Below are 2,988 nucleotides of genomic sequence, written 5' to 3' on the forward strand. Positions count from 1 at the left end.
GGAGAGCAGGCCCAGGACGGTGGCCGTGGCGACCGCGGTGAGCGCGGCGGGCACCAGGCCGCGGGCGACCCGGGCGAGCGGCGGCGCGTCGGCGACCGGCAGCCGGAGCGTGAGGAAGGTCGCACCGTGCAGCGCGACAAGCGCCAGCAGGGTCAGCGCGGCGGCGGCCACGAACGGCGTGACGAGGTGACCGGTGCCGGCCACGTGGCCGTCGGTGGTCAGTGGCACCCCCTGGAGCAGCCCGCCGAGCAGGGCGCCCCAGCCGAGCGCGGCCAGCACGCTGCCGACCACCACCACCCGGTCCCAGCCGGCGCGGGCGGACCCGGCGACCGGCCGGCTGCGCAGCTGTACCCCGGCGGTCACCAGCACCACGCCGGCCAGCGCGCCGAGCACGGCCGGGTAGAAGCCGGAGAGCAGCTCTCCCTCCAGCGTGGGGAAGGCGCCGAACAGGATGCCGACGGCGGCGACCAGCCAGACCTCGTTGCCGAGGAAGAACGGCCCCACGGCGGTGAGCGTCCCGCGGCGGGCGCTCTGGTCCGCGCGCCGGGCGAGCAGCAGGCCGACGCCGTAGTCGTAGCCGCCGAGCACCAGGTAGGTGGCGAAGAAGAGGCCGAGCAGGGCGTACCAGGCGAGTTCCACGGCGGGCTCCTCAGGCGAACACGGGGTGGTGGTCGGGGTCGGTGTCGGGCGCGGGCGGGCGGCCCAGGGCGGGATCGAGCGCGCCCCGGGCGGCGTGCCGGGCCAGCAGCGTCCAGTTGGTGACCGCGAGCGTGCCGAGCAGCAGGCTGAAGCCGATCAGCGAGGTGAGCATGAGCCCGGGCGACACCGGCGAGACGGCCTGCGCGGTGGGCAGCAACCCGTACGCCGCCCAGGGCTGGCGGCCCACCTCGCGGGCGATCCAGCCGAGCAGCACGGCCACGAAGGGCAGCGGCAGGCCGAGCAGGACCAGCCAGAGCGGGAACCGCAGCCGGATGATCCAGTCGCGCCAGAGCAGCGGGACCAGGAGCCAGACGCAGCCCAGCGCGAAGCCGATCAGGATCATGAAGCCGAGCCCGACGCTGGACAGCACCGGCGGGTCCCAGTCGCCGGGGCCGAACCGGGCGGTCCAGTCGGCGACCGTCGCGTCCCGGTCCGGCCCGCCGCCGAACTTGGTGGGCTGGAGCTGCCCGACCGGGCCGAACTGGGCGAAGCCGAAGCCCTGGAGCGCGGTCACCGCGAGCGCCGCGGTGACCAGGCCGAGGCGCAGCGAGGTGCGGAACAGCGCGAGGTCGGGGGTACGCCGGAGCAGGTGCCAGGCGCTGACGGCGGCCATCAGCAGGCCGCCGGTGACCAGGCCGGCCGAGACGACGTGGCCGAACGCGAAGCCGAACGTGGGGTTGGTGACAAGCGCGCCGAAGTCGGTGAGGTGGGCGATGCCGTCGCGGACCTCGAAGCCGACCGGGTTCTGGAGCCAGGCGTTCGCCACCATGATCCAGAAGGCCGAGGCGTACGCGGTGAGCGCGACGCCCCACAGCAGCGCCAGGTGCACGCCGCGCCGCAGCCGGTGCCACCCGAAGATCCACATGCCGAGGAACGTGGACTCCAGGAAGAACGCGACGAGCGTCTCGATGGCCAGCGGCGCGCCGAACACGTTGCCCACGTAGCGGGAGAGGCCGCTCCAGTTCAGCCCGAACTGGAACTCCATCACGATGCCGGTGGCGATGCCGAGCACATAGTTGATCACGTAGAGCTGGCCCCAGAACCGGGTCAGTCGCTCGTACACCGGCTTGCCGGTCAGGTAGCCGGCCGTCTGCAACCCGACCAGGAGAGTGACCAGGCCGAGCGTGACCGCCACGAACAGGAAGTGGATCGAGGTGGTGGTGGCGAACTGCAGGCGGGCGAGGAGCAGGGGGTCCATGGTCGCGTCTCCCCACGGGTTGGCTCGCTTGTCGTAGGAACCCTACACGTAGCTTGGCTACCTATTGGGTCGCTCGGCACCCGGAGAAGTCCCGTAGGGGAAGGCTCAGCTCAGGAAGAGGGAGACCGGCAGGAAGACGAGCGTGCCGGCGACGGCCAGCGCGGTCGCGCCGAGCACCCGCGGCGGGCGGTCCGCGACCAGCAGCCGCTGCACCCGTACGTCGAGGTCACGGTCGCCCAGACCGAGCGTGCCGGCCGGCGTGACCCGGTGACCGGCGGCGGCGAACCGGCGCAGCGCGCCGGCCAGCGGCTCGCCGGCGTGCAGCTCCCGGGCCTTGTCGTCGGCGCGCATCTCGACCAGCAGGGCCACCCGCTCGTGCGCGTCGCGCACCCAGCGGAACCAGGGCAGGGCCCGGCAGAGCGCGGTGAACGGCAGCACCACCAGGTCGTGCCGCTCCTGGGCGTGCGCCCGCTCGTGGGTCAGCACCGCCGCCAGCTCGGCCGGGTCGAGCAGGTCGACCGTGCCGGCGCTCACCACCACCCGGGGCTTCACCCCGGGCAGGCAGTAGGCCGCCGCGCTCGGGTGGTCGAGCACCAGCGCGCCGGGGACCGTCGGGTCGCGCCGGGCGACCAGGCTGAGCAGCTCGCGGTGCCGGCGCTGGGCGCGGACCGCGCCGTGCACGCTGCGCACGGTCGTGGTGAGCAGCACCGCACCGATGCCGAAACCGACCCCGACCAGGCCGAGGTGCGCCGCGCCCACACCGGCCGGCAGCGTGCCGTGGGCCAGGTCGTCGGCGAGCGCCAGCAGCGCGCTCCCGGTGGGCTGCTCGTAGGCGGCGAGACCGACCGCCATCGGCAACCCCATGGCGGAGAGCCCGAGCGCCAACCCGACCGCCTGCCAGCAGACGATCGCCACCCGGGGCGCCCGCCACGTCCAGCGCGCGGTGGCGAGGACCTGCGCGGTCAGCCAGCAGGCCAGGATGGTCGCGGCGAAGTGCACGGCGTACGCCACGGCGGCGGCCCTACCGGTCCGTCGCCTCGTCGAGCGCCGGCCCGGCGGGCCGCGGAGCCTCGACGCGGTCGGTCAGCCCG

The 2,988-nt window shown here is 74.6% G+C and carries 3 protein-coding genes; all 3 read right to left on the bottom strand.

Annotation, left to right across the window (positions count from 1 at the left end; all coding sequences use genetic code 11):
• A partial coding sequence (locus HUW36_RS29635) for a cytochrome d ubiquinol oxidase subunit II (protein WP_174531119.1) occupies positions 1-639 on the bottom strand: 639 nt, incomplete at its 3' end.
• 10 nt (positions 640-649) lie between these two features.
• Positions 650-1,897, bottom strand: coding sequence for a cytochrome ubiquinol oxidase subunit I (locus HUW36_RS29640; protein WP_174531120.1), 1,248 nt, complete (start codon positions 1,895-1,897; stop codon positions 650-652).
• Between the two features lie 105 nt (positions 1,898-2,002).
• Positions 2,003-2,908 carry a M56 family metallopeptidase gene (locus HUW36_RS29645; protein WP_174531121.1) on the bottom strand — a complete coding sequence of 302 codons (906 nt, stop codon included), beginning with the start codon at positions 2,906-2,908 and terminating at the stop codon, positions 2,003-2,005.
• Positions 2,909-2,988 lie beyond the last annotated feature (80 nt).

The sequence above is a fragment of the Micromonospora maritima genome, from assembly GCF_902825405.1.
Lineage (GTDB): Bacteria > Actinomycetota > Actinomycetes > Mycobacteriales > Micromonosporaceae > Micromonospora > Micromonospora maritima.